The following is a 24,170-nucleotide window of genomic DNA, read 5'->3' on the forward strand; positions in this document are numbered from 1 at the left end:
ATTTTAAATTTCAATGTTAACTCAATGTTAACTCAATGTTAACTCAATGTGAAATTATTGTAAATTATTTTATATATCTTTGGTAAAGAAACAGTAGATAAGTTTAATATAATATTTAAAACCAAAGAGTTATGAAAAATAAAATACAGATATTAATCACTTCATTTTTTGTTTGTGGATTTATCGGACTAATCAATACAGCAAAAGCACAAACATCTGCCAATAATACAATTGAAGAAATTCAGTTAAGCAGAAGTGAAACTTTTAACGATATAAGAAGCCGTTTAATGGAAAATTTTGATCTTTCGAATACGGATTACAAACAGGGAACTGTAAACTCTGTTGTAAAATTCGATATTTCCAAGAACGGTAAAATCGTAAATGTTCATTCGAATGGTGACTGCAAAAGTGTAAGTAAAGAGATTGAAACAGTTTTAAGCGAACTGGATTATAAAGTTGACCGTAAAAAATTAAATGAAAGTATGGTTGCCTACACTTATGTGATGCCTGTAACGGTAGAAATCAACAACAGATAATATTCATAAAATCTTTTATACCAAGCCATGCAAATTCTGTATGGCTTTTTTATTTTAAGTGTAAATAATGAAAATTTTAAATGTAAAGTTGTAATAATAATTAAAAATATTCGTTTTATATTTGAATCACAAAATTAAAACAATATGAAAAATTTAAAGAAACTAAGCAAAAAGGATCTGAAATCAGTGTATGGCGGACAGCCGAAACAATACTGTGTGTACTGTGAAAGACTCAACAAAGTTGTTTGCAGTGAAGTTCCGATTGCTCAATGTCCTTAACAAATTCAGACCGCTTTATTAAGGCGGTTTTTTTATGCTTCAAATATTTTTAATACAAAGTTCGCAACAGTTGTTTTAAAATTCCTGAAAATATTTTTTGTTCGCAAAGATACTTCGAAAAACTCGGCATAAACAATTCACTCATTAAATGATAGTTGAATTTATCTGAACTTTTTATTTCCAACTTCTCCAACGGACCGTAAAAATTTATACATTTGACAGTATAATAAAAACTGTTGTGAATCCCATTTTAGATGTCGTTCTGCGCTCTCTCTGTGTTTATCTTTTCATGGTGATCGGAATCCGTGTTTTCGGGAAAAATCAGCTTTCGCAGCTTAATGCGGGAGATGTAGTCTTACTGCTTTTAATTTCCAATGCTGTGCAGAATGCCATGGTAGGACAGGATACTTCGCTTCAGGGAGGACTGATTGCTGCTCTGGTTCTTTTTGCTGCTAATTTTACCTTAAAAAGATTCATGTTCAGAAGCCCTTCTTTTAAAAGTTTTATGGAAGAAGATCCCGTTATACTTATCAAAGATGGCATTGTTGACGAAAAAGCTTTAAATAAAGTAAAAATAACTTCGGATGAGCTGGAAGAAGCGGTAAGAGAACACGGTGTCGGAGGTTTCGATGAGGTAAGACTTGCCGTACTGGAGGTGGATGGAAATATCAGTGTGGTTTCTGAGGATAATAAAAGCAAACAGACGCATTATTCAAGAATTAAAAGAAAAAACAAACGAAAATATCATTAGCCATGAACTACGAGCTTAGAGAAATGCTTCCGAAAGATGAAGCCAGAGTTTTAGAAATTTTCAGACAGGGAATCGAAGGCGGAAAATCAACCTTCGAAACAACCGTTCCGACTGCCGAAGCATGGAATATGGATTATTATAACGACTGCCGATGGGTTTTGGAAAATGAAAGAAATGAAGTTGTTGGCTGGTGTGCGCTGAAGCCTGTAAGCAAAAGAGAAAGTTATAAAGGCGTTGCAGAAGTAAGTGTTTATTTTGATAATGAGTATCAGGGAAAAGGTTTAGGATCTGTTTTGCTGAAAAAGATGATTCTGGACAGTGAAGATCATGGGTTCTGGACATTGCAGGTGAACATATTTCCGGAAAATGAAGGTGCTTTGAAAGCACATCAGAAAAATGGTTTCAGAATCGTAGGAACGAGAAAGAAAATAGGAAAGCTGAATGGCGGGTGGAAAGATGTAATTATGCTTGAAAGAAGAAGCGAGGTAATATTTTAACATAAAAAGTAATAAACTTTCTTAAATATTTACATAAAAATAATAAAAACCGATTATTGGCATCCGGATTGTAATTTTTCATGATGTAATTTGAAAAATATATATTTATGAAGATGCTGACTAAAATTTTGGGAGTATTCCTGATCGTTTTTTCCTTTGTTTTGTACAGCGCCGCACCTTTGCAGAGAGGGCACGGTCACGGAAGAGGACATGGTTATGGACACGGTCCTAAAAAACATTATTACAAAGGTCCACACAGAACCGTAGTGTACCAAAGACCTCCGAAACGTTATTATAAAAAACATTATTACAGACCTGCAAGAAGGGTATATTATGCTCCAAGACCACAAAGAATATATCCGGCAAGACCTGTAGTAATTGTTAATTTATAAATAGAATATAAGCATTGAAGAATTTCAGTGCTTTTTTTGTTAGCTACATACAGATGTGGTTTCTGAATATCGATTTATAAATAATGAATTTTAATAATTTATTTACATACAAAAGGCTGTATCACTATTGGTACAGCCTTTTTATTTTATTAAATCTCGATCTTAATCTCAATCTCAACCTTCATAATTTAAAGCCTCAATTTCTTAGGATTCAGAAAAGTATTGAAAATCATAACTTCCTGTCCGAATTTTGCTTCAATTCTTTCCGCGATGTTCTCCATTTCGCTTTTAATGAAATCTTCTCTGAGCTCATCATTATCAAAAATAAGCAGAAGATTATAGTTTTTGCCTTCTTCAATATAATCACTGTGTACTTCAGAAAGGATATATTGATTAACGTCCATCAGATTTTCCGTCATTAAAACCAAAGTTTCATCCATGTAATTTTCCCAGACTTCAAGATTATTTTTAGTGCAGTGGAACGTTATGCTTAATATGCTCATATTTTATGAATTTTTAAGATTCTATAGATAAATTTTACCGCAAAAATCGGCAAATTTTTCGTAAATTAGCCCGTTAATAAAAATACAAAAAAAATAATTTTCAGACGTATAGCTAAGGGTCTGACTATCATTATAATAAAATTGTTTATGCAAAAAGAAGGAGAAAGACTGATTCCTATCAACATTGTTGATGAAATGAAGTCATCTTATATCGATTATTCGATGTCGGTTATCGTTTCCAGAGCGTTGCCGGATGTAAGAGATGGCTTGAAACCCGTTCATAGAAGAGTACTTTACGGTATGTATGGATTAGGGGTTTTTTCTAATCGAAAGTATTTAAAATCTGCGAGAATTGTTGGAGACGTTTTAGGTAAATATCACCCGCACGGAGACTCCTCTGTATACGATGCAATGGTAAGAATGGCTCAGGACTGGAGCTTGCGTTATCCGCAGGTAGACGGACAGGGGAACTTCGGTTCCATGGACGGAGATCCGCCTGCAGCAATGCGTTATACCGAGGCAAGACTTAAAAAAATCTCTGATGAGGTGCTTTCGGATCTGGACAAGGAAACGGTAGATTTTCAGAACAATTTCGACGACAGTTTACAGGAACCGACGGTTTTACCTTCAAAAATTCCGAATCTTTTAGTCAACGGAACTTCCGGTATCGCAGTAGGAATGGCTACGAATATGGCTCCGCACAATTTATCGGAAGCTGTAGATGCAATCTGCGCTTATATCGATAACAGAGAAATTACTATTGATGAACTGATGCAGCACATTATAGCTCCGGATTTTCCTACAGGGGGAATTATCTATGGATACGACGGCGTAAGAGATGCGTTCCATACTGGTCGCGGAAGAGTAGTTCTGAGAGCAAAAGTAGCTTTTGAAGAAATCGGAAACAGAAATGCAATCATCGTAAACGAAGTGCCTTATCAGGTAAACAAAGCGGAAATGATTGCAAGAACTGCGGAACTGGTAAAAGAAGAAAAAATTCCGGGAATCTACGAAATCAGAGACGAGTCAGACAGAAGAGGTCTTCGTATTGTTTATGAACTGAAAAATGATGCGATTCCGAATGTTGTCCTGAACTTACTTTATAAATATACAGCACTTCAAACCTCTTTTAGTGTAAACAATATTGCATTGGTTCACGGAAGACCGGAGCAGCTTAACCTGAAAGACATCATTCATCATTTCGTAGAGCACAGACATGAAGTAATCGTAAGAAGAACCCAGTTTGAGCTTAGAAAAGCTAAAGAAAGAGCGCACATTCTTGAAGGTTTCATGAAGGTGATCGGTTCTCAGGATTCTTTAGATAAAGCGATTTCAATCATCCGTCACTCTGCTAATCCGCAGGCTGCGAAAGAAGGATTGATCGAAGCTTTCGAGCTTTCTGAAATTCAGGCTCAGGCAATTCTTGATTTACGTCTTGCCCGTTTAACAGGAATGGAGCTTGACAAGATCCGTGATGAATATGATGCCATCATGAAAGAAATTGCAGATTTGGAAGATATTCTGGCAAACGAACCAAGAAGATTCCAGATCATCAAGGATGAATTAACTGAAGTTAAAGAAAAATACGGAGACGAAAGAAGAACCGAGATCGATTATTCAGGAGGAGAAATGTCTATCGAAGATATTATTCCGAATGAATCTGTGGTTCTTACCATTTCCCACGCAGGATACATTAAGAGAACTTCTTTGTCTGAATACAAAATCCAGAGCAGAGGCGGTGTAGGAAACAAAGCGGCAACAACAAGAGATGCAGACTTCCTGGAATATATTGTTTCGGCAACCAACCACCAATATATGCTCTTCTTTACCGAAAAAGGAAGATGTTACTGGTTAAGAGTATTTGAAATTCCGGAAGGCTCCAAAACAGCAAAAGGAAGAGCAGTACAAAACCTTATTAACATTGAACCGGACGATAAGATCAAAGCTTACATCAGAACCAATAACTTAAAAGATTCTGAATATGTAAACCAGATGAGCGTTGTGATGGTAACGAAAAACGGAACCATTAAGAAAACTTCGCTGGAAGCATATTCAAGACCAAGAGTAAACGGGGTAAATGCTATTGAGATCAGAGACAATGACCAGTTGTTAGGTGCTTATTTAACGAATGGTACTTCACAGATCATGATCGCTACGAAAAACGGTAAATGTATCCGTTTCCCTGAAGAAAAGGTAAGAGAAGTAGGAAGAGGATCAATCGGGGTTCGTGGTATTGCCATGGAACAAGACGATGAAGCAATCGGTATGATTGTTGTAAATGATGTGGAAAAAGAAACAGTACTTGTGGTATCTGAAAAAGGATACGGAAAAAGAACTGCGGTAGAAGATTACAGAATTACCAACAGAGGAGGAAAAGGAGTTATTACACTGAATATTACTGAAAAAACAGGTAATCTTATTGCTATTCAGAATGTAACGGATGAAGACGGATTAATGATCATTAACAAATCGGGAGTTGCCATCAGAATGGGAATGGACGAAATGAGAGTGATGGGTAGAAATACACAGGGTGTAAGACTGATTAATCTTAAAAAGAATGACGAAATTGCTGCGATTGCAAAAGTAGAAATGGATAAAGATGTAGAAGACGATTCTGAAGAAAACGAAGAAGGAACTGTAGGATCGCTATTTGATAACCAGGAAAACAATACAGAAACACCTCAGGCGGAAAACGAAAATCCGGCAGAAGGAAATGAGAATTCTGAATCTGAAGAATAATATTGTACAATTAATATAAATAGTGATTATGAGAAAACTAATTTTAGGTATAGCTATTGTTGCATCTGCTTTCGTTTTCGGACAAAAAGAAGATGTTAATGCAAAACTGCAGGAAGCTAATAAAGTTGCAATGGACGCCTACAATGCGAAAAATTATGCAGCAGCGGCTCCTAAATTCATGGAAGTTTATAACTTACTGAAAACAAACGGGCAGGACAATAAAGTATATATGTATTACTCAGGATTGAATTATGCTTTGGCAAACGATATCCCTCAGGCTACAAAAATATATACAGACCTTATTAATTCCGGTTATACAGGCGTTGAAACCACCTATACTGCAAAAGACAACAAAACAGGTCAGGTGGCGAGTTATGATAAAAATACCTGGGAATTACTGAAGAAAACATCTTCAAAAGATTATTCAGACTTCAAAACAGAACAGTCTTCAAGTGTTGAACAGGATTTATATGAGACTTTGGCAACTTTATTAATCAATGCAAAGAAAAATGATGAAGCTTTAGCATTAATTGAAAAAGGACTGGCTAAATTTCCAAACAGTGCCAAATTGAAAGAATATCAGGGAAGCGCATTGTATGCATCAGGAAATACAGAAAAATTCATGACGAACCTGAAAGAACAACTAGCTAAAAATCCTAACGATGCTACCAATTGGTATAATTTAGGAGTTCTTCAGGCAAAAAATCCTGCAACAACTGCAGAAGCAATCGCATCTTTCCAGAAGGCAATCGAATTGAAACCTGATTTTGCCAATGCATATCAGAACTTAGTGTATACTGTAATCGGAGATGATGAAAAAGCTGTATCTGAAATCAATGCATTAAGAAAAACAAAACCGGATGACGCTACAAAATTAATTGAAGCGAGAAAGGAAAGATTCAATAAAGCAATTCCTTACGGAGAAAAATGGCTTCAGGCAATGCCGACAGATCTTACTGCAGTTCAGATCATGAAAGATGTTTACAACACAGCTAAGAATACAGCAAAGTATAACGAAATGAAAGCTAAAGAAGCTGAATTGGCAGCAAAACAACCTGCTAAATAATTTCAGATTCTTACAATTAAATATAAACCGGAACATTTTTGTTTCGGTTTTTTCATTCATTAGAAACAAATATTTTCTTGCTTTAATAATGTAGTATTAGATAGCTGTCATTCCGAAAGAAGCGAAGTATATTGAAGAATCTGTTTCTATTACCCAAATTCATTCTTCAAAAAAAAATCGGTTTTTGTATTGAAATAAAGTTAGTTTTCAAATATTCAGCATTCAATTTGGCTTTAGCCAAAACAGTATATTTGGTATAAATTTCTGTTATTCATAAAGAAGTATACTGTAGTGGAAAATCTATTTTTATTGTTGAGATTCTTCCTTCGTCAGAATGACAAACATAATGTATTTTCCTGTAAAAATATCCTCAGTCAATTTGCGCAAATCTCAAAAATCTGCGGGATGAAAAAGAACTCCATTATATATTGATTATCTGATTTGGTTTAAAAAACTTTGCGTTAAATAATTTCTAGCATCAAAAACAGCTGATATTTGAACCAAAATTCCCAAGATTTATCATCAAAAATCAATGTTAAAATTCTCTGCAATTCCGTATCTTTGAGAAAAATTTTTACAAAAATGATTGAGTGGAAAACCGCCAAAGAATACGAAGATATTACGTACAAAAAATGTAATGGAGTAGCGAGAATTGCTTTCAACAGACCGGAAGTTCGTAACGCTTTCAGACCAAAAACAACCTCAGAATTATACGATGCTTTTTATGACGCTTATGAAGACCCGAAAATCGGCGTCGTCCTGCTTTCAGGAGAAGGACCAAGTCCGAAAGACGGAGGTTGGGCATTTTGCAGTGGTGGAGATCAGAAAGCAAGAGGACATCAGGGGTATGTAGGAGAAGACGGAAGACACCGTTTAAATATTCTTGAAGTTCAGCGTCTCATCCGTTTTATGCCTAAAGTCGTAATCGCGGTAGTTCCGGGTTGGGCTGTTGGTGGAGGACACTCGCTTCATGTGGTTTGTGATCTTACTTTAGCAAGTGAAGAACACGCAATTTTCAAACAAACTGATGCCGATGTTACCAGTTTCGACGGTGGTTACGGATCTGCTTATCTTGCAAAAATGGTAGGACAGAAAAAAGCCCGTGAAATTTTCTTTTTAGGCAGAAATTATTCTGCTCAGGAAGCTTTCGAAATGGGAATGGTAAATAAAGTGGTTCCTCATGCAGAACTGGAAGATACAGCCTATGAATGGGCTCAGGAAATTTTAGCTAAATCTCCTACTTCCATCAGAATGCTGAAATTTGCCATGAATCTTACAGACGACGGAATGGTGGGGCAGCAGGTTTTCGCAGGTGAAGCAACACGTCTGGCGTACATGACGGAGGAAGCAAAAGAAGGAAGAAACGCATTCCTTGAAAAAAGAAAACCGAATTTCGGAGACGATCAGTGGATATCTTAATATAAGTAATTGGCAATGAGTAATGAGCAATAAAAACATTACTTATTACCAATTACTCATTACTTATACATTATGAAAGATTGGATAAAAGCCGCAAGGCTTAGAACGTTGCCGCTGTCGCTCAGCGGAATTATTATGGGAGCTTTCATTGCAAAATGGCGGCTTTATGGTGAAGGTAAAATTTGGGACTGGAGAATTTTTGCTTTGGCATTAGTCGTAACTTTATTATATCAGATCCTTTCAAACTACGCCAATGATTACGGAGACGGAATTAAGGGAACCGATGCCAAAAGAGCGACAGAAGCAGAAGCAAGAGCAGTAGCTTCAGGAAAAATTACGGCAAAACAGATGAGAAATGCAGTTATTCTTTTCTCCGTTTTATCTTTTATAGCGACAGTAGCCCTTTTATATGTGGCGTTTATTCCCAATTATATGAATGAATTTTACATATTCATCGGTTTGGGAATCTTGAGCATTTTAGCGGCAATTGGTTATACGGTTGGTAAAAAACCTTACGGATACATGGGATTGGGAGATATTTTTGTATTTATCTTCTTCGGTCTTGTTTCGGTCTGCGGAAGTTATTTCCTGTTTACCAAATCGTTCAGCTGGGATATGTTACTGCCCGGAACCGCGATCGGAATGATGAGTATGGCTGTTCTGAACCTGAACAATATGAGAGATATTGAAAGCGATAAATTATCAGGGAAAAACAGTTTTGCACTGAGAATCGGTTTCAAAAATGCAATGATTTATGAAATGATACTTTTGCAGCTTCCTCTGATTTTAATTTTGTTGTTCTTAGGAGTCAATGGTTTTTTCCAGACTCAGAATTACAAAGTGTTTATTGTGATGATCTTAATGATCCCTTTAATGAAAATCAGAAGAAAGATTATGACCGTAAAAAATCCCAGAGAACTGGATCCTTTCCTGAAACAGGTAGGAATCATGACGTTTATGATTGCAGCTCTTACTGCTGCAGGACTTAATCTGTTTGGTTAAAATAATATGACCGCTTTAAAAATTACCTCCTGTTTATCCGTAGCAGCAGCATTCATTATAATTTACAGTTTAATTAATGAAATGCAGGATGGGGCGTCACTCTCAGAGATTGCCTTTCTGCCATTTTTAATCCTGATTGCTGTTTTGGCAAACGCGGTTATGGCGGTGCTTTTTTTAGCAGGAAGAATAAAGCTGATAAAGGAATTCCTTATTATCCAGATTTTTAGCTTGATTCTTACCGGCTTCATGATATTTCAGATTTTATTTAATTCAACAATTTCAGACTAAATCAAAATATAATTTTTAAATAAATTAAAATGAAAATACAATACTTAGGACAAAATTGCTTTTTGTTCACGTACAAAGACAAAACAATATTATCAGATCCATTCTACAACTATAAAAAAGCAGAATCAGGATTCAATATTTCTGCACAGAAAATCGATTATATTTTATTGACTCACGCTCATGGAGATCACATTGCGGATGTTGAGGAAGTTTTACAGCATCATCCTGAAGCAACACTTATTGCAGTTCCCGAAATCTGCGGATACTTTAAAAATGCAAAAAATACAGACGATGTAAACTTAGGAGGGTCAGCAAAAATCGATGATCTTAAAATTTCTATGGTTCCGGCTCATCATACAAGTTCGTTTCCGGACGGAAGTTATGGAGGCGTTCCTGTAGGCTATATTTTCAGGCTTCCTGAAGGTAAAAACCTTTATATGGCAGGAGACACCGGAGTAATGGCGGATATGGAGCTGTTTCCAAGATTATACGGTAATTTAGATCTTTCCATCCTTCCGATTGGAAGTCACTACACAATGTGTCCAAGAAAGGCAGCATTTGCAGCAGCAGAATTATTAAAAACTCCAAAAGTAATCGGATGTCATTTTGATACTTTCCCTGCTATTGAAATTAATCATGAAAGTGCATTAAAGCATTTTGAAGATAAAAATGTAGAACTTGTTTTACCAAAACTGGGAGAGACGTTCGAATTTTAAATAAATGTTGGGAGGTAGTTTGAAAACAGAAATCAAAATGTTGAAGTATATAAAAACAAAAAAAGATAATTATCCAATTACCTCTCTTCAACTTAAACCAATAAAAAATGGCAAGCTACCTAAATCACACCGCTACGACCGATTACCTTTGCTGCGTTCCCACCCTGGAGGATTCTCAGGAGCTGGTTGTTTAGGACTTGCCGTTGCAAAGGTAGGAATATTTTGCAAAACTCAAAACTTTATTAAAGAAAATTAATGGAAAAAATTGGCTTGCAGAGGTAGTTTGCTGAAATTCAGACCAATAATTTTTTCAAAAATTTTCAAAAAAAATTAGATATGACGAAGAGCCCTTCCACATTAGGAATTTTACTGTTTGGCGCTACGATGATCGTTTTTTTCGTGGTGTATTACTTCTTTTCAGGAGTTAATTATTTTGATATTTCATTGAAAGCCAACGCTTTCGTTTTACCGATTCTGTATGCGGGAGCCGCATTCTGGTCGGTGAAATCGTACTGGAGCAGCCATAGAACGGTAAGCTTTAAAGAAGCATTTAAAAGAGCTTTCGTTCCCATGTTTATCGGAGGAATTTTATCCATTTTCAGCATTTATGCTTTCTTAAATTTTGCAGATACAGATGCAAAAAAACTGCTGAATTATCAGTATGTGACAAGACAGAAAGCGGAAATGGATAAAGAATATTATTCTGCAAGAAAAGTTTTAAAACACCAGAAAGACATTGATGAACTGGATAAAAAGTACAAAGAAAGGCTTCCAAGCTTCTCTCCGGAGGCGGTGAAAGGAAAAGATATGCTTACTGCAAGTCATTTTTCAGGATATTTTGCGGCAATTCTTATATTTTACGTAGTTTTGTCAGTGTTTTTCGGAGCGTTTTTCAGAACAAAAACAATCTATCAGGAAGAACAAAACCAAGAATAATTTTTTATTAAAATTAAATGAATTTATCTATAGTTATTCCGTTACTGAATGAGGAAGCCTCTCTGGAAGAGCTTTTTTCAAGGATTGATAGCGTTTGTAAATCAAACAGTTTATCTTATGAAATCTGGTTTGTGGACGATGGAAGTACGGATCTTTCGTGGAGCATTATCGAGAATCTGAAAGTACAACATCCTCAGATCCACGGAATTAAATTTTCTAAAAATTACGGAAAATCTCAGGCGCTTCATGCTGCTTTTGAAAGAACAAACGGCGATGTCATCATCACCATGGATGCTGATTTACAGGATTTTCCTGAAGAAATCCCTGAACTTTACAATATGGTTGTTCAGGATAATTACGACATTGTTTCCGGCTGGAAAAAGAAGCGTTTCGATAATGTAATGACGAAAAACGTACCGTCGAAACTATTCAATGCGGCAGCTAGAAAAGTCTCCGGTGTTTATCTTCACGATTTCAACTGTGGACTGAAAGCTTATAAAAAGCAGGTCGTAAAATCAATTGATGTTTACGGAGATATGCACCGTTACATTCCGGTTTTGGCAGCAAATGCAGGATTCAGAAGAATTACAGAAAAAGAAGTTCAGCATCAGGCGAGACCTTACGGAACTTCAAAATTCGGAACCGAAAGATTTATCCGTGGATTTCTGGATCTGGTAACGCTTTGGTTTGTAAGTCGTTTCGGGGGAAGACCGATGCATTTCTTCGGAGCGGTAGGAACTTTAATGTTTATCGTAGGTTTTCTTTCTGCACTTTGGCTGGGTGTTTCAAAGCTGATTGATGTGGCAAGAGGAATTTATGGTCATTTAATTACCAATAATCCGTGGTTTTTTATCGCTTTAACCATGATGATTATGGGAACCTTGCTTTTCGTTGCAGGATTTTTAGGTGAAATGATTATCAGAACCAACAGAGAACACAAAAATTATAATATTGACGAAGTAATTTAACGGAAAAAACAATATATTTAATCATTAAATATGAATAAAAAACGTTGTTTAAACTGTGGTCATTCGGTTTCCGATGAGTATTGTGCTCATTGCGGGCAGAAATCTGACACGGCAAGAATAACCCCGGTTTTATTCATTAAAAATGATGTTTTAGGCTCTATATGGCATGTAGAAGCAAGGTTTTTAAATACGTTGAAAGAAATTTTAATAAGACCCGGAATAACAGCAACCAACTACATTAGTGGAAAAAGAATAAGGTATTACAATTTTATTTCACTGCTGCTTATTCTTTTTGGGTTTAACGTTATTGCCTTTCATCTGTTTATTAATACGGCTAAAATAGATCTACAGGCAGAAAATTCCAAAACCATAGATTTTTTTTCAAAATATTCCAAAGCAACCTTATTGTTTTTAATACCTGTTCTTGCCTGTAATGCATGGATCGTATTCAGAAAAATAAAGTTTAATCTTGCAGAGCATTTTGTAATTGCTACGGTGAGTTTAATAGGGATTCTTGTTTTTTTTCTTACCGATGATCTCATCAGTATCATGGGAACTTACAAGCCTCTTTCAGGAATTTCTGATGGTATTGACCGGGTTTTGGAAACTGCATTTGTTTTCTTTCCTGCATTTGCTTACATTAATGCATTCAGGAAAAATTATTCATGGGCAGGGCTTGCCTGGAGACTTCTTGTATTTTATATATTAGTTCTTTCAGAGATCCTTGCCGTGATGTTGTTTATTGAAAAATTCCTATAATTTAAAATGAAAAAAATATTTTTAATCATCATAATGGCTTCTGCGGTTTCCTGCGGAAAAGTTTCCCCGAAAGGGAATATTGAAAGGAAAGACGTGGATGTTTCAGAATTTGTAAACCTCGATCTGGAAGGAAAATTCCGTGTGTTTTATGCAAGAGGAAACAAAAATTTTATAGAAATTGAAACCTATCCGAATGTTGCCGATAATCTTGATGTGGATGTAAAGGATAAAACCTTAACCATCAGAGAAAAACGAGGAACAAAAGGCGTTGACTTTTATAATGTAACGATCTATTCAAAATACAATCTGGAAAAAGTAACCGCTTCAGATTCTGTAGAAATGAATATCTCAAGCGAAATTAAAACCGATAATTTTAAGCTGAATTTAAAAAATTATGCTACTTTTATGGGTTCGGTAAATACAAGAAGGGCAGAAGTGGAAATGATGAACCGAAGCAGAGCCAATTTTCTGGGGCAAACCAAAGATGCTGTCATTAAAGTATCTGATACAGCAAGTTTAATCGCTCCTTACTGGAAAATTGAAAACCTGAATATCGACTCTAAAAACGGAAATTACGCCGAAGTAAATGTAAAAGATTCATTAAAAGGACATATTCAGAATACGGCTAAATTTGTGTATTATAACGATCCGGCTAAGGCTTTTAAAATTGATAAAAGTACAAGAGTGGAGAATAAGAAATTGGATTGAGAAGTAAGTTGGAAGAAAAAAAATACACAGCGAATAGTATTCAAAGCCTAGAAGGAATGGAGCACGTGAGACTTCGTCCTAAAATGTATTTTGAAGACTGTTTTAAAGAAAATAATTTAAATGCTCTTGTATTTGGATCTTTATGTCACGCTATTGATGAATATTTTGATGAAAATTGCAGTGAAATTATAATTAATGCTGTAGGAAACTCATTAAAAATTGAATATAATGCAGGAATGTCTTTGGAAAAATCTCGCGATTTAACTACAGCAGAATGTATTATGACCAAAATCGGCGCATGCAGTAATGAAAAGAAGCATTTGGAAGTAGGGGATGAATTTTGTCGGGTTGGAATGGCAATAATTAATGCTGTCTCTGAAAAATGCGAACTCAAGACAATTTTCAGCAGACAAGAAGGTAATTTTATTTTTGAAAAAGGAAAAACAGTATCGAAGGAAATTATTAAAACGGATAATTCTGAGGATTTTACAACAATAAGCTTTGAGATCAGCAAAGAAATTTTTGGAGATTCTGTTTTTGAATTAAATGATTTGGAATTGAAATTAAATGCTTTGAAAGAAAGACTGCCAAATTTGGAAATTAAACTTAATAAATAAAAGCTGTCATTCAGAACATAGACTGAAGATCTATGAACGAAGTTCAGATGTGTAGTGATAAATCTTTTTAAATAAAATAGATTTCTCCTTCGTCGAAATGACAAATGCTGAAACGATAAAACAAAGAAATTAAACCGGAACTTTACAAAAATTAGAAAATACAAATATGACAACATTAGAAAAAGCAAAACTTTGGTTGGGCGAAACATTTGATGAGGAAACAAGAAATGCTGTTCAGGTATTAATCGACAGCAATTCGCCTGATCTGGAAGACTCTTTTTACAGAGAACTGGAATTCGGAACAGGAGGAATGAGAGGAATTATGGGCGTTGGAACCAACCGCTTAAATAAATATACTTTAGGTCAGGCAACACAGGGACTTGCCAATTATATGTTGAAGCAGTTTCAGGGAGAAGAAATTAAAGTGGCAATTGCTTATGACGTAAGAAATAACTCGAAAGAATTCGGAAAACTGGTGGCTGATGTTTTAACGGCAAACGGAATTAAAGTATTGCTTTTCAAGGATCACAGACCGACTCCTGAATTGTCATTTACCGTGAGAAATAAAAAATGTCACGGAGGAATTGTTTTAACGGCTTCCCACAATCCGCCTGAATATAACGGTTACAAAGTATACTGGAATGACGGAGCGCAGATTGTTCCGCCACATGATGAAGCAATCATCAATGAAGTTTATTCTGTGAAATTTGAGGAAATTAAATTCAACGGAAATGATGATTTAATCGAATGGATCGGGGAAGAACAGGATGATGTGTACATTGATGCATGTATCGAAAATTCTACCTATCAGAATGTAGGAAAAGAAAATTTAAATATCGTTTTCACATCCATTCATGGAACAACCTATACAACCGTTCCGAAAGCTTTGGAAAAAGCAGGATTCAAAAAAATTGATCTTGTGAGAGAGCAAATGATCCCAAGCGGAAATTTCCCGACGGTAGATTCTCCGAATCCGGAAGAACCTGCCGCTTTGGAAATGGCAATGGATTTGGCAAAGATTACCAATGCAGACATTGTGATTGGAACAGATCCGGATGGTGACAGACTGGGAATTGCGGTAAGAAATCTTGACGGTGAAATTGAATTGTTAAATGGAAACCAAACCAATACAATCCTTACGTATTATATTTTAAACGAATGGAGAAAGCAGGACAGAATCACAGGAAAAGAATTCATCGGTTCTACGATCGTAACTTCAGATATTTTCTTCGATATTGCACAGAGATTTGGTGTAGACTGTAAAGTTGGATTAACCGGATTCAAATGGATCGGAAAAATGATCCGTGATTTCGAAGGAAAAGAAAAATTCGTTTGCGGGGGCGAAGAAAGTTTCGGTTTCATGACGGGAGACTTCGTTCGTGATAAAGATTCTTGTGGAAGTATTGTTTTAGCCTGCGAAATTGCTGCATGGTGTAAAGCGAACGGAAGAACGATGTATCAATATATGATCGAAATTTATCAGGAATTGGGAATGTATTATGAAGGATTGGTAAATTTGGTAAGAAAAGGAAGAGACGGAGCGGAAGAAATTCAGAATATGATGAAAAATTTCCGTGAAAATCCTCCAAAAGAATTGGCTGGTTCATTGGTTGAAGAAGTAAAGGACTTTAAAGAACAGACTAATTTTATCGTTTCGAAAGGTGAGAAACAAGTAATGAACGATATTCCGAAATCGAATGTATTGATTTATTACACTCAGGATGGGACAAAAGTCTGCGTAAGACCTTCCGGAACAGAACCGAAGATTAAATTCTATATTTCTGTAAAAGATTCCGTTACTTCTGAAGCAGATTTCAGAGATAAATTGAAGTCTTTAGAAGCAAAAATAGAAGAAGTAAGAAAGGATTTGAAATTAGATTAATTTCATTCGATCTTCATGATAAAAAAAAGTTTAGCGGCTTTTATTCTGTTGATTTTTATTTTTTCATGCAAAAAAGAAGCACCAAAAACTTCTACAGGAAAGATAGAAAAAAACACCGTTTCAAAAGCAGAAAAAAAAGAGGATTCGTTTAAGCCTATTGATACTGCCTGTTCTTCCAGAAATAAGACGGAAGATTATATTGCAGCGTTTCAGTGGTATCAGCAGAAAACGGAAAAAGAAATTGCTCAGAATTCACCTGAACAGAATGATAAATTATACGAAGATTATATCAGGATTCGTGAAAAATATACAGACTGTTTAAACGAAAGTCTGAATAAGATCCTTGAAGAATATGTGAATTATTATGATTCCGAAAGCAAAAGTTACAAGTTTCCTGAAAATATAAAGAAACTGATTGCCGAACTGAAAAAAGCTGATCTTGAATTTATAGAAGTAGGAGAAGGATATACAGAAATATATTCGGTTCCGGATCATTATTTTTCTGTATTTAAAGATAAAGTAACTCCGGATTATAATACGTATATCGGGCAGTTAGCGAAAGAAAGCGAAGGTCTTTATTCGGCGGATGCGGGATTGGTAATTTCATGGAAAGAGTTAGGAGAAAGGACTGTTTTTTGGGAAAATTTTATAAAAAAATATCCTAAAAGTTCATTGATTTCCAGAGTAAAAGAAATATACAATAATTATTTGTATGATTATTTATTCGGTATGGAGAATACACCAACTTACGAGTTTTTGAATGGAACCATATATGACGAAAACAGGAAAGAATTCAATAGGCTCATAAAGAAATATCCGAATTCTGCTGTAGCTAAAAAGGCAAAAGAATTAATCAGCCTTCTGGATGCAAAAGTTCCTGAAGAAGAAGTTGTAAGAAAAATAAATATTAGAAGAAAATATTAAATAAATTTAAATAAAATAAAGTGAAAGTTTCAAAATTAGCGGCGAACCTGATTGGTTCTGAAATTGTAAAAATTGGTAATGAAGTAAATGATTTAAAGGCAAAAGGAGCAGAAATCGCGAATCTTACGATTGGTGATTTAAATTCTAATATTTATCCGATTCCGGCAAAATTGAAGGAAGAAATTCAGAAAGCTTATCAGAATAATCTGACAAATTATCCGCCTGCAAACGGACTTTTATCTTTAAGAAAAGAAGTTTCCAAAGATTTAAAAACAAGATGGAATTTAGACTATTCACCCAATGATATTTTAATTACGGCAGGTTCAAGACCTTTGATTTATGCAGTGTACAAAACAATCGTGGACGAAGGAGATAAAGTAGTGTATCCGATTCCGTCCTGGAACAATAATCATTATGCTTATCTTACTTCAGCCAATGCGGTGGAAGTAAAAACCACTCCGGAAAACAATTTCCTTCCGACAGCGGATGATCTTAGACCTCATTTAGAAGGAGCAGTTTTATTGGCACTTTGTTCACCGTTGAATCCTACCGGAACCATGTTTACAAAAGATCAGCTTGCTGAAATCTGCGAACTGGTTTTAGCGGAAAACAAAAAAAGAGGTGAAGACGAAAAGCCTCTATATTTAATGTACGACCAGATTTATTCTAACCTTACTTTTGGTGCAGAACACGTAGATCCGGTTTCTCTTTTCCCTGAAATGAAAGAATTTACGGTATATATCGACGGTATTTCAAAATGTCTTGCCGCTACAGGAGTTCGTGTAGGATGGGGATTCGGTCCGGTTCATATCATGGACAAAATGAAAGCTCTTTTAACGCACGTTGGAGCTTGGGCGCCAAAACCAGAACAGGAAGCAACAGCAAAATATTACGAAAATCCTGAGGACGTAAATGAATTTGTTGAAGATTTTAAAGGTAAACTGGAAGCCAGCCTGAAAGTTCTTCACGGCGGAATTCAGGATTTAAAAGGAAAAGGACTTTCTGTAGACAGCATCGAGCCTATGGGAGCACTTTATCTTACCATTAAATTAGATTATATCGGAAAAACAAAACCGGACGGAACAGTGATTGAAAACTCTTCTGATCTTGTATTCTATTTAATCAATGAAGCAGGTGTTGCTTTGGTTCCGTTCTCTGCTTTCGGGGAAGAAAAATCAGAACCTTGGTTCAGAGCTTCTGTAGGAGGTTTGGCAATCGACGAAATTGAAGTGATGATGCCAAAACTGGAAAATGCTTTGAACGCTTTAAAATAGAATATTAAATATAATATATAGCTTCGTGAATATACTTTGCGAAGCTTTTTTTGACTTATAGCCTTAATGAGATTACCTAAAAGATACTTTCTCGAAACTAAACTTTTGAGCTATTCCACATTAGGAATTATTATTTTAGTAATTTTGAGTGTCTGGATTTCAGGAACAGGTTCTCATAGGTCTTTGTTTCAGAATTCCATTTTATCAACTTCTATTTTAGCCGTTGCTTTCTTTCTTTTTATAAGTCTGGGACTATATTACGGATTAAAGCTGAAAGAAAATGTGGGAAGTATTGTAAACAGAGAAAAAATAAAAAGTTACAGAATTAGTAAGCCAAAAGTCGATAACTTTGATTTTCCTGATATTAGCTTAATTGGAAATGAAGGTTGCGGAGAGATTATTATTTCAATAATTTTATGGATTTTGTTGTCTGTAGTTCTTATTTTTCTTCTCTATTTTCTGAGTGTTTTTTTCTGGGTTGTCATTTTACTGTTTACAGCCATGCTGTACTGGATTTTTTTTCGTGCTTTGCGGTTGGTATTTAAAAACTCAAAACATTGCAGAGGAAATCTGTTGAAAAGTTTCGGTTTCGGATTTTTTTTATTCGTTTCTTTACATTTCATGGATCTATGGAATTATTTTTTTAGCTAATTATTTAAATTAAACTCATTATTATTTTATCAATGAAAATTATCGCAGTTATTCCCGCACGTTACGAAGCAAGCCGTTTTCCGGCGAAACTGATGCAGTTGCTTGGAGATAAAACCGTTATCACAACCACTTATCAGAATGTCGTGGAAACAAATCTGTTTGATGAAGTTTTTGTGGCAACAGATTCTGAAATTATTTTTAATGAAATTACCGAAAATGGTGGAAAAGCCGTAATGACCGGACAACATGAAACCGGAAGCGACCGTATTGCCGAAGCAGTGCAGAATATCGACTGTGATATCGTGATCAATGTTCAGGGAGATGAACCTTTCCTTAAATTAGAACCTTTACAACAATTAATTGAAGTTTTTCATCAGGATGACAATCAGGAGATTTCTTTGGCTTCATTGAAAATAATACTCACTGAAAAAGAAGAGATTGAGAATCCTAATAATGTAAAAGTTATTACGGACAATAATGGTTTCGCACTGTATTTCAGCCGTTCTGTGATTCCATTTCATCGTGAAATTTCGTATAATGTTGATTATTTCAAACATATTGGGGTCTATGCCTTCAGAAAGCACGCTTTGATCCAGTTCTCAAAACTGGAAATGAAACCTCTGGAGATTTCAGAAAAGATAGAATGCATCCGATATCTGGAATATGGCATGAAAATCAGAATGATAGAAACCAATTTCGTTGGCGTAGGAATAGATACGCCGGAAGACCTTGAAAAAGCAAGAAGATTAATTTAAAAACGTGATGTAATTCACATTTTCAAATTGTTTCATTTTCAAATTTTCAAATTAAAAAAGCCTTATATTTGAATTGATAAAATAAAATTAATGAAGAAGTTACTTTTAGTATTCGTCCTGATCATTTCACCATCCTTTTTTGCGCAGACCGCCAAAGAAATTATTGATAAAAACATTGAATTATCCGGAGGATTAACCAATTGGAAACTATTAAATTCAGTATTGCTGCAGGGAAGAGTTATCCTGGGAATTAAGGATGAATATCCGATTAAAATTTATCAGCAGCGTCCGAATCTTACCAAAACCGTCATCACCATTAGCGGAAAAGATACAGCTATTGAAGGCTACGACGGATCAAAAGGATATGCAATGAATTATGCGACCAATAAAGTTCAGGAATATGCAGGATATGTCGCAGAAAGTTTCGATAATGATTTTATAGACTGGGAAAATAAAGGATTTGAAGCGAAATATTTAGGCAAAGAAGTGGTAGGAAATATTTACTGTCATAAAGTAGAATTAACGAAAAATGTTAACAAAAACATCTATTATTTCGACACAAAAAACTATATGTTGCTGAAAGAAGTGAAAAAAGATGAAACTTTATCGTATTCAGATTATAAAAAAGTCGGAAATTTATCCATGCCTTTCAGAATAGAATCTTCCAGTGCAAAAAAAGACGGAGATTATGTAATGCTCATCAACAGGATTGATATTAATAAGGTATTTCCTGCCAATACATTTAAATTTTAAATCAGACAATAAAATTTAGTTATGAAAAAGTTATTTTTAATGTTCTTATCAGTTGTTGCATTTTTCAACAGCTGCGCTCAGAAAAAAAGTGAAGAATCTAAAGCCAAAACCAAAGAACTTATGGGAAAATCAATATACGACTTCAAGGTCGATGCCTTAGAAGAGGGAAAGCAGATTAATTTTGCAGATTTTAAAGGAAAGAAAATCCTAATTGTAAATACTGCTTCAGAATGTGGATTCACTCCTCAATATGCTGATCTTGAAAAAGTTGCTGAAGAATATAAAGACAAATTGGTGGTGATAGGATTTCCTGCCAACAATTTCGGAGGACAGGAACCGGGAAGCAATAAAGAAATCGGTGCTTTCTGCCAGAAAAATTATGGCGTAACTTTCCCGATGGCTGCCAAAGTTTCAGTAAAAGGAAGTGACACTGCTCCAATCTTCCAATATTTAACAGAAAAAGATTTAAACGGAGTAAAAAATACCACCATCCTTTGGAATTTCACCAAGTTTCTGATAGATGAAAACGGAAAACTGATCGATTCCTTCGTAAGTACGACAAAACCAACAGACGAAGCGATTACAAAGTATTTGAAATAATATCAAAAAAATATATTTTTGTAAAGTGGATTTTGATCCACTTTTTTTATTTTTAAAATTTATGAAAAAACTACTAACCATTTTTATTTTGATTTTTTCAGTTAAAACATTTTCACAGGATTTTTATTTTTCCGGTAAAATGAATTACTGCACTCCGGAACATGCAGATTCTAAAAAAAACTTTGAGACCGCTTTTTTAGGATTAAAATACCCTCAGTATTATGGAGGAGTCACGGCATTACTTCTGAAAATAATAGAAAAAGATCCTAAATACTGTGATGCTTATTTTATGGCTGGATATTTTTTCAGACTGCAGGAAATGCACAAAGAAGCACTTGCTTTATATTATGTTGCAGATAGCCTCGCTCAAAATAAGGCTCCGATTTTCAAACAGAATTTAGCCATAGAATTTATGAAATTCGGAAAGGTTGACAAGGCTAGACAAAAGTATGAGGAAATGATAAAATATTTCCCCGATAATCCTGAAGGATATTATGGAATTGGCAATACTTCTATTGTTATGGGAGATTATGATAATGGGTTAAAAAATCTGAAGCAAGCCGAAAATTTATATAATACTTCAGGAAAAGTTAAGGATGATGTTATTTATATGTACGGAATGTTGTATACCTTAAAAGAAAACTATGATGTAGCTTTACCATATCTTGAAGACGTTTACTCAACATATAAAAAAGATGATGGATATCTTTCTTTATATGCACTTGCACTGATAAAAGTAGGTAAAAGTAAAAATGATGAAAAACTTATCAAAAAAGCTCAAAAAACTTATGATAAGGTAAAAGATAAAGTTATAGTTCCGGAAATCAGAAAAAAGTTAAATTCAGAGTTTGGTTAATTTGTATAACTGATTTACAAAATGTATTCGACTCTATTTGGTTAAAATTATAGTTAAATAGAGTTGAAATCAAAAGTTAATCATTACTCTTTTCCGCAAAACAGAAAATATTCCCCAGTTTTATACTTGAATAGCCATTGCTTTTAATCTTGGAAGAATTAATCATTGCTTTTGCCAGAACATCTGTCGGTAAAGGTTTCTGACTTTCTAAAAGTCCTAATTTATTGGCAAATTTAATGATACGGCTTCCTAAAACTTCTCCTGTTCTGTCAGAATCTTTTCTTTCCAGCATTCCGGGTTTGAAAATGGTTATTTTATTGAAATGGAGCTGTTTTACAGCATCTTCCAGTTCACCTTTCATTTTAGAATAGAAAATTTTAGATTGGGGATTCGCTCCGTAAGCAGAAACCAGAATATAATCGTCTACATTATTTTCTTTGGCAGCTTTTGCAAATTCGTACTGATAATCAAAATCTACTTTTCTTTGTGCTTCCTTGCTTCCGGCTGCTTTTAAAGTTGTTCCGAGACAGGAAAATGCAACATCACCTTTTACTTCACTTTTCCACTCTTCAGGTTTTTCAAAATTAACGATATGCACCTTAAGTTTATCATTTTCAATTTCAAGAGATTTTCTCACAAAAACATTTACTTCTTCAAAATCTTTATCCTGAAGTAGCTGATTCACAAGGTCTTTTCCTGTAGCACCTGTTGCGCCGATAACTAAAGCTTTCATAAAGAATTGATTTTAATTAATAATTGAAGAATTTCTCTACTAAATTTACAAAATTTTAATAATATTGAACTCTCAATTTTTAAACCAATTTAATGGACGCCAACGAAATTCTGGACTATTGTTTATCGAAAAAAGGAGTAACCGAAAGTTTTCCTTTTGATAATGAAACACTCGTACTAAAAGTAGGAACGAAAGTATTTTTATTGATGGGTCTTGAAAGACAGCCTCTCGGAATCAATGTAAAAACCGATCCGGAATGGAGCGCAGAACTTCGTGAGCAGCATCCTCAGATTACGGGCGCTTATCACATGAACAAAACCCATTGGAATTCTGTGGTTATTGACGGTTTAAGAAAAGATTTAATTCTGAAAATGATCGATCAGTCGTATGAATTGGTCTTTAAATCTTTGACGAAAAAAGTGAAAGAAGAAATTTTAAACAGTTAAAAATTAAACTCTTCCGTCAATCTTTTATCATCATCAAGTCTTTCAATTAATTTTTCAAGCCCTTCAAATTTAATTTCGTCGTGAAGAAAATCTCTGAATTTTACAGTAATTTCTTCATCATAAATATCTCCTTCAAAATCAAGAATATAAACTTCAACTGTTAATTTTTCGCCATTTACGGTTGGGTTGGTTCCAACGCTCAACATTCCTTTATGCTGTTGGTTTTTTACAAAAACTTCAACAATATAAGCTCCTTTTTTAGGCAAAAGTTTAATGGATTCCGTTTCGATATTGGCGGTAGGATAGCCAATTGTTCTTCCGATCTTCTTCCCGTGAACAACAGTGCCGGAAACAGAGTAGGAGTATCCCAACATTTCATTGGCTTCTTTAATATTTCCTGCTGAAAGTGCATTGCGGATTTTTGTAGAACTGATGTTATTCTCGTGAATATTAATGGCTTCCATCTGTTCAACTTCAAAATCCAACTCTTTTGAAAGTTTCTGAAGCAGTTCAAAATTGCCACTTTTATTTTTCCCGAATGAATGATCGTAACCGATAATCAGGTATTTTACATTCAGTTTCTCAATTAAAATCTGGCGTACAAATTCTTCTCCGGTTAAATTCCTGAATTCTTCATCAAATTCCTTTAGAAATAAATTTTCAATGTTGTATTTTTCCATCAAAAATTTCTTTTCTTCTAATGTATTGAGGAGTTTGAGATTTTCATCAGGATTAAAAACAAATCTTGGATGTGGCCAAAAAGTAAGAACGGCAGTTTCCAGATCGTTCTGTGAACCTACGTTAATTAATTCATCAATAATACTTTTATGCCCAAGATGAACCCCGTCGAACATTCCTAAAGACAGCGCTAATGGCTTCTGAGAGGTATAATCTTTAAAATTTTTGAAAACTTTCAAACCGGAAAAATTTTGACTGCAAATATAGGAAATAATGTAACAATGTATCAATATAACAGTTTACCAATATTTAATCTCCGATTATTGTTATATTGCTAAACTGATAGATTCTTATACTTATAAAAAGATATGATAAAAATCTGTTTTTTACCAATTGCAGGTTTATGAAGAATCATTATATTTGCACCAAGAAAAAATTTAGC

General features: G+C 34.7%; 28 protein-coding genes and 1 other RNA gene. 25 read left to right on the forward strand and 4 right to left on the reverse strand.

Annotated features, from left to right (window positions below; all coding sequences use genetic code 11):
- The first annotated feature begins 131 nt into the window (after positions 1-131).
- The 5 genes from WFH39_RS03865 to WFH39_RS03885 all read left to right on the forward strand — a co-directional run bounded on the left by WFH39_RS03865 (position 132) and on the right by WFH39_RS03885 (position 2,455).
- The gene (locus tag WFH39_RS03865) at positions 132-536 is read left to right on the forward strand and encodes a hypothetical protein (protein WP_336688883.1); all 405 of its coding nucleotides are present in this window, start codon (positions 132-134) and stop codon (positions 534-536) included.
- A 144-nt stretch (positions 537-680) separates the two neighbouring features.
- On the forward strand, positions 681-815 hold the full coding sequence (locus WFH39_RS03870) for a bacteriocin-like protein (RefSeq protein WP_336688884.1): 135 nt from the start codon (positions 681-683) through the stop codon (positions 813-815).
- A gap of 238 nt (positions 816-1,053) precedes the next feature.
- Entirely contained in the window at positions 1,054-1,566 is a 513-nt protein-coding gene (locus WFH39_RS03875) for a DUF421 domain-containing protein (protein WP_336688885.1), read from the forward strand.
- Positions 1,567-1,568: 2 nt separating this feature from the next.
- Positions 1,569-2,063, forward strand: coding sequence for a GNAT family N-acetyltransferase (locus WFH39_RS03880; protein ID WP_336688886.1), 495 nt, complete (start codon positions 1,569-1,571; stop codon positions 2,061-2,063).
- Positions 2,064-2,170: 107 nt separating this feature from the next.
- Complete coding sequence (locus WFH39_RS03885) at positions 2,171-2,455, forward strand: hypothetical protein (protein WP_336688887.1); 285 nt, start codon at positions 2,171-2,173, stop codon at positions 2,453-2,455.
- 188 nt (positions 2,456-2,643) lie between these two features.
- On the opposite strand, the gene WFH39_RS03890 is transcribed toward WFH39_RS03885, so the two are convergent.
- Positions 2,644-2,958 (reverse strand): DUF4286 family protein, encoded by a 315-nt coding sequence (locus tag WFH39_RS03890; RefSeq protein WP_336688888.1) that lies wholly within the window; start codon positions 2,956-2,958, stop codon positions 2,644-2,646.
- Positions 2,959-3,105: 147 nt separating this feature from the next.
- Between WFH39_RS03890 and gyrA the strand changes: the two genes are divergently transcribed.
- The 6 genes from gyrA (at position 3,106) to WFH39_RS03920 (ending at position 10,188) form a co-directional block, all read left to right on the forward strand.
- Positions 3,106-5,697, forward strand: coding sequence for a DNA gyrase subunit A (gyrA, locus tag WFH39_RS03895; protein WP_336688889.1), 2,592 nt, complete (start codon positions 3,106-3,108; stop codon positions 5,695-5,697).
- A gap of 28 nt (positions 5,698-5,725) precedes the next feature.
- Positions 5,726-6,763 carry a tetratricopeptide repeat protein gene (locus WFH39_RS03900; RefSeq protein ID WP_336688890.1) on the forward strand — a complete coding sequence of 346 codons (1,038 nt, stop codon included), beginning with the start codon at positions 5,726-5,728 and terminating at the stop codon, positions 6,761-6,763.
- Positions 6,764-7,345: 582 nt separating this feature from the next.
- A complete protein-coding gene (locus WFH39_RS03905) occupies positions 7,346-8,182 on the forward strand; it encodes a 1,4-dihydroxy-2-naphthoyl-CoA synthase (protein WP_076390536.1) in 837 nt (278 codons plus the stop codon).
- Positions 8,183-8,254: 72 nt separating this feature from the next.
- A complete protein-coding gene (gene menA / locus WFH39_RS03910; protein ID WP_235130707.1) occupies positions 8,255-9,184 on the forward strand; it encodes a 1,4-dihydroxy-2-naphthoate octaprenyltransferase in 930 nt (309 codons plus the stop codon).
- 6 nt (positions 9,185-9,190) lie between these two features.
- Positions 9,191-9,472: a hypothetical protein gene (locus tag WFH39_RS03915; protein ID WP_336688891.1), complete on the forward strand. Its 282-nt coding sequence runs from the start codon at positions 9,191-9,193 to the stop codon at positions 9,470-9,472.
- A 29-nt stretch (positions 9,473-9,501) separates the two neighbouring features.
- The gene (locus tag WFH39_RS03920; RefSeq protein ID WP_336688892.1) at positions 9,502-10,188 is read left to right on the forward strand and encodes a metal-dependent hydrolase; all 687 of its coding nucleotides are present in this window, start codon (positions 9,502-9,504) and stop codon (positions 10,186-10,188) included.
- A gap of 105 nt (positions 10,189-10,293) precedes the next feature.
- Here WFH39_RS03920 and ffs read toward each other — a convergent pair.
- Positions 10,294-10,391, reverse strand: an RNA gene (gene ffs, locus WFH39_RS03925) — signal recognition particle sRNA small type.
- A gap of 133 nt (positions 10,392-10,524) precedes the next feature.
- On the opposite strand from ffs, the gene WFH39_RS03930 reads away from it, so the two are divergent.
- The 13 genes from WFH39_RS03930 (at position 10,525) to WFH39_RS03990 (ending at position 21,871) form a co-directional block, all read left to right on the forward strand.
- Positions 10,525-11,124: a DUF4199 domain-containing protein gene (locus WFH39_RS03930; RefSeq protein ID WP_336688893.1), complete on the forward strand. Its 600-nt coding sequence runs from the start codon at positions 10,525-10,527 to the stop codon at positions 11,122-11,124.
- A gap of 17 nt (positions 11,125-11,141) precedes the next feature.
- Positions 11,142-12,092 (forward strand): glycosyltransferase family 2 protein, encoded by a 951-nt coding sequence (locus tag WFH39_RS03935; protein ID WP_087710282.1) that lies wholly within the window; start codon positions 11,142-11,144, stop codon positions 12,090-12,092.
- Positions 12,093-12,122: 30 nt separating this feature from the next.
- A complete protein-coding gene (locus tag WFH39_RS03940; RefSeq protein ID WP_336688894.1) occupies positions 12,123-12,851 on the forward strand; it encodes a DUF3667 domain-containing protein in 729 nt (242 codons plus the stop codon).
- A gap of 6 nt (positions 12,852-12,857) precedes the next feature.
- Positions 12,858-13,559 carry a GIN domain-containing protein gene (locus tag WFH39_RS03945; protein WP_336688895.1) on the forward strand — a complete coding sequence of 234 codons (702 nt, stop codon included), beginning with the start codon at positions 12,858-12,860 and terminating at the stop codon, positions 13,557-13,559.
- A gap of 8 nt (positions 13,560-13,567) precedes the next feature.
- A complete protein-coding gene (locus WFH39_RS03950) occupies positions 13,568-14,176 on the forward strand; it encodes a hypothetical protein (RefSeq protein ID WP_336688896.1) in 609 nt (202 codons plus the stop codon).
- Between the two features lie 166 nt (positions 14,177-14,342).
- Positions 14,343-16,058: a phospho-sugar mutase gene (locus WFH39_RS03955; RefSeq protein ID WP_336688897.1), complete on the forward strand. Its 1,716-nt coding sequence runs from the start codon at positions 14,343-14,345 to the stop codon at positions 16,056-16,058.
- A 15-nt stretch (positions 16,059-16,073) separates the two neighbouring features.
- Complete coding sequence (locus tag WFH39_RS03960; RefSeq protein WP_336688898.1) at positions 16,074-16,982, forward strand: hypothetical protein; 909 nt, start codon at positions 16,074-16,076, stop codon at positions 16,980-16,982.
- Between the two features lie 20 nt (positions 16,983-17,002).
- Positions 17,003-18,256: a pyridoxal phosphate-dependent aminotransferase gene (locus WFH39_RS03965; RefSeq protein ID WP_116099159.1), complete on the forward strand. Its 1,254-nt coding sequence runs from the start codon at positions 17,003-17,005 to the stop codon at positions 18,254-18,256.
- Positions 18,257-18,322: 66 nt separating this feature from the next.
- Positions 18,323-18,907, forward strand: a complete 585-nt coding sequence (locus WFH39_RS03970) for a hypothetical protein (RefSeq protein WP_336688899.1) — start codon at positions 18,323-18,325, stop codon at positions 18,905-18,907.
- Positions 18,908-18,939: 32 nt separating this feature from the next.
- Positions 18,940-19,662 carry a 3-deoxy-manno-octulosonate cytidylyltransferase gene (kdsB, locus tag WFH39_RS03975; protein WP_336688900.1) on the forward strand — a complete coding sequence of 241 codons (723 nt, stop codon included), beginning with the start codon at positions 18,940-18,942 and terminating at the stop codon, positions 19,660-19,662.
- Positions 19,663-19,752: 90 nt separating this feature from the next.
- A complete protein-coding gene (locus WFH39_RS03980) occupies positions 19,753-20,415 on the forward strand; it encodes an outer membrane lipoprotein-sorting protein (protein ID WP_235130720.1) in 663 nt (220 codons plus the stop codon).
- Positions 20,416-20,436: 21 nt separating this feature from the next.
- Positions 20,437-21,015 carry a glutathione peroxidase gene (locus WFH39_RS03985; RefSeq protein ID WP_336688901.1) on the forward strand — a complete coding sequence of 193 codons (579 nt, stop codon included), beginning with the start codon at positions 20,437-20,439 and terminating at the stop codon, positions 21,013-21,015.
- Positions 21,016-21,076: 61 nt separating this feature from the next.
- Positions 21,077-21,871, forward strand: a complete 795-nt coding sequence (locus WFH39_RS03990) for a tetratricopeptide repeat protein (RefSeq protein ID WP_336688902.1) — start codon at positions 21,077-21,079, stop codon at positions 21,869-21,871.
- 76 nt (positions 21,872-21,947) lie between these two features.
- On the opposite strand, the gene WFH39_RS03995 is transcribed toward WFH39_RS03990, so the two are convergent.
- Positions 21,948-22,604, reverse strand: coding sequence for an NAD(P)H-binding protein (locus tag WFH39_RS03995; protein ID WP_336688903.1), 657 nt, complete (start codon positions 22,602-22,604; stop codon positions 21,948-21,950).
- 92 nt (positions 22,605-22,696) lie between these two features.
- Here WFH39_RS03995 and WFH39_RS04000 point away from each other — a divergent pair, with 92 nt between their 5' ends.
- A complete protein-coding gene (locus WFH39_RS04000; protein WP_185204611.1) occupies positions 22,697-23,050 on the forward strand; it encodes an MmcQ/YjbR family DNA-binding protein in 354 nt (117 codons plus the stop codon).
- Here WFH39_RS04000 and WFH39_RS04005 read toward each other — a convergent pair.
- Complete coding sequence (locus tag WFH39_RS04005; protein WP_336688904.1) at positions 23,047-23,967, reverse strand: bifunctional riboflavin kinase/FAD synthetase; 921 nt, start codon at positions 23,965-23,967, stop codon at positions 23,047-23,049. The two genes, WFH39_RS04000 and WFH39_RS04005, sit on opposite strands and share 4 nt — an antisense overlap.
- Between the last annotated feature and the right edge of the window lie 203 nt (positions 23,968-24,170).

It is taken from the genome of Chryseobacterium sp. MMO-72, assembly GCF_037146035.1.
GTDB classification, from domain to species: Bacteria; Bacteroidota; Bacteroidia; order Flavobacteriales; family Weeksellaceae; genus Chryseobacterium; species Chryseobacterium indicum.

What these genes read in the sequence shown, in the direction of transcription:
- WFH39_RS03940 (WP_336688894.1), top strand. Translation starts at nt 12,123, where the DNA reads ATGAATAAAAAACGTTGTTTAAACTGTGGTCATTCGGTTTCCGATGAG.
- WFH39_RS03880 (WP_336688886.1), top strand. Translation starts at nt 1,569, where the DNA reads ATGAACTACGAGCTTAGAGAAATGCTTCCGAAAGATGAAGCCAGAGTT.
- WFH39_RS03900 (WP_336688890.1), top strand. Translation starts at nt 5,726, where the DNA reads ATGAGAAAACTAATTTTAGGTATAGCTATTGTTGCATCTGCTTTCGTT.
- WFH39_RS03970 (WP_336688899.1), top strand. Translation starts at nt 18,323, where the DNA reads ATGAGATTACCTAAAAGATACTTTCTCGAAACTAAACTTTTGAGCTAT.
- WFH39_RS03995 (WP_336688903.1), bottom strand. Translation starts at nt 22,604, where the DNA reads ATGAAAGCTTTAGTTATCGGCGCAACAGGTGCTACAGGAAAAGACCTT.
- WFH39_RS03905 (WP_076390536.1), top strand. Translation starts at nt 7,346, where the DNA reads ATGATTGAGTGGAAAACCGCCAAAGAATACGAAGATATTACGTACAAA.
- WFH39_RS03945 (WP_336688895.1), top strand. Translation starts at nt 12,858, where the DNA reads ATGAAAAAAATATTTTTAATCATCATAATGGCTTCTGCGGTTTCCTGC.
- WFH39_RS03870 (WP_336688884.1), top strand. Translation starts at nt 681, where the DNA reads ATGAAAAATTTAAAGAAACTAAGCAAAAAGGATCTGAAATCAGTGTAT.
- WFH39_RS03920 (WP_336688892.1), top strand. Translation starts at nt 9,502, where the DNA reads ATGAAAATACAATACTTAGGACAAAATTGCTTTTTGTTCACGTACAAA.
- menA (WP_235130707.1), top strand. Translation starts at nt 8,255, where the DNA reads ATGAAAGATTGGATAAAAGCCGCAAGGCTTAGAACGTTGCCGCTGTCG.
- gyrA (WP_336688889.1), top strand. Translation starts at nt 3,106, where the DNA reads ATGCAAAAAGAAGGAGAAAGACTGATTCCTATCAACATTGTTGATGAA.
- WFH39_RS03980 (WP_235130720.1), top strand. Translation starts at nt 19,753, where the DNA reads ATGAAGAAGTTACTTTTAGTATTCGTCCTGATCATTTCACCATCCTTT.
- WFH39_RS03955 (WP_336688897.1), top strand. Translation starts at nt 14,343, where the DNA reads ATGACAACATTAGAAAAAGCAAAACTTTGGTTGGGCGAAACATTTGAT.
- WFH39_RS03865 (WP_336688883.1), top strand. Translation starts at nt 132, where the DNA reads ATGAAAAATAAAATACAGATATTAATCACTTCATTTTTTGTTTGTGGA.
- WFH39_RS03990 (WP_336688902.1), top strand. Translation starts at nt 21,077, where the DNA reads ATGAAAAAACTACTAACCATTTTTATTTTGATTTTTTCAGTTAAAACA.
- WFH39_RS04000 (WP_185204611.1), top strand. Translation starts at nt 22,697, where the DNA reads ATGGACGCCAACGAAATTCTGGACTATTGTTTATCGAAAAAAGGAGTA.
- WFH39_RS03960 (WP_336688898.1), top strand. Translation starts at nt 16,074, where the DNA reads ATGATAAAAAAAAGTTTAGCGGCTTTTATTCTGTTGATTTTTATTTTT.
- WFH39_RS03885 (WP_336688887.1), top strand. Translation starts at nt 2,171, where the DNA reads ATGAAGATGCTGACTAAAATTTTGGGAGTATTCCTGATCGTTTTTTCC.
- WFH39_RS03985 (WP_336688901.1), top strand. Translation starts at nt 20,437, where the DNA reads ATGAAAAAGTTATTTTTAATGTTCTTATCAGTTGTTGCATTTTTCAAC.
- WFH39_RS03890 (WP_336688888.1), bottom strand. Translation starts at nt 2,958, where the DNA reads ATGAGCATATTAAGCATAACGTTCCACTGCACTAAAAATAATCTTGAA.
- WFH39_RS03915 (WP_336688891.1), top strand. Translation starts at nt 9,191, where the DNA reads ATGACCGCTTTAAAAATTACCTCCTGTTTATCCGTAGCAGCAGCATTC.
- kdsB (WP_336688900.1), top strand. Translation starts at nt 18,940, where the DNA reads ATGAAAATTATCGCAGTTATTCCCGCACGTTACGAAGCAAGCCGTTTT.
- WFH39_RS03930 (WP_336688893.1), top strand. Translation starts at nt 10,525, where the DNA reads ATGACGAAGAGCCCTTCCACATTAGGAATTTTACTGTTTGGCGCTACG.
- WFH39_RS03935 (WP_087710282.1), top strand. Translation starts at nt 11,142, where the DNA reads ATGAATTTATCTATAGTTATTCCGTTACTGAATGAGGAAGCCTCTCTG.